Below are 1006 nucleotides of genomic sequence, written 5' to 3'. Positions count from 1 at the left end.
TTCTCTGAATGCAGTACAAGAAGGCGAGACTGCCCAGGCCCTGGCACGCCGCAAGCTCTCCACGGTGCTGGCCCAGGCGGATGCAGCGGCCCGCAGGATGGGCCTTGAGGTGGATTGGTCAACTGACAGTGCCAAGCAGGCGCTACGGCTCAGCCTTGAGGGGCTGCGCAAGGCCCACAAGGGGCGCGTGGAGCGTGATCTAGGCGAAGTTATACCTACCCCGCCCGCTCCTGTAGTCGCTGTGCCTGTGACCTCTCAGGCCCCCGAAGTGGCCCACACGCTGGCCGATGTGGTGACCGTGTGGGAGACCCTCAAGCAGCCGGGGGTGAGTTCCCGGAAGATGATGGGGTACGCGGTGCGTCTGGTGGATAAGTGCCTGGGCTCCACCCCGATTGAGCAATTCACCAAGCCACAGGGCGCGGTAGTTATTGCGTATCTGCTGGTTAACTGCGGGTCACAGAAGACCGCCAAGAACCGCTTTGATTCGGTCAATGCGCTGCTGAATGTTGCTGCTGACCTGCAAGGCTGGATACCGTCCAACCCTTGGAGGGGCCACCGGGTAGCCGTGAAGAAGTCGCGGGCACGCAAAGACCTGCAACCGGAGACACTGACCAAGCTTTTCGACTCCCCTCTGTTCCGCTCCTACGACCTTCCCAGCATCAAAGGTGCGGGCGGCAGTGCTGCCTACTGGGTGCCCTTGCTGGCCCCCTTCACGGGTGCACGCCAGTCTGAGCTGTGCCAGTTGCGCCTTGAGGATGTGACCACGATGGCCGATGGGATGGTTCTGTCCATCCAAGCCGATGCGGGCGATGAGGAGGAGGGCATTCCTTCGACTACCACCAAGGGCGAAACCACCAAGCGCCGCGTGCCTGTTCACTCCCATCTAATCCGCCTGGGCTTTGCTGACTACGTGGCCGATATGAAGGATGCGGGGCATGCGCTGCTATTCCCGAACGTCAGAAAGCCCCCTGCGGGCATGCCGATGGGCGAGTATTTCAGCAAGTGG

The 1006-nt window shown here is 61.8% G+C and carries 1 pseudogene; it reads left to right on the top strand.

Annotated features, from left to right (window positions below):
* Positions 1-1006: pseudogene (locus AC097L_RS26625) on the top strand (hypothetical protein); the annotation flags it as partial.

Source organism: Rhodoferax sp. RT5P35, from assembly GCF_056521385.1.
This window is presented reverse-complemented; position numbering and strand designations above follow the sequence as displayed.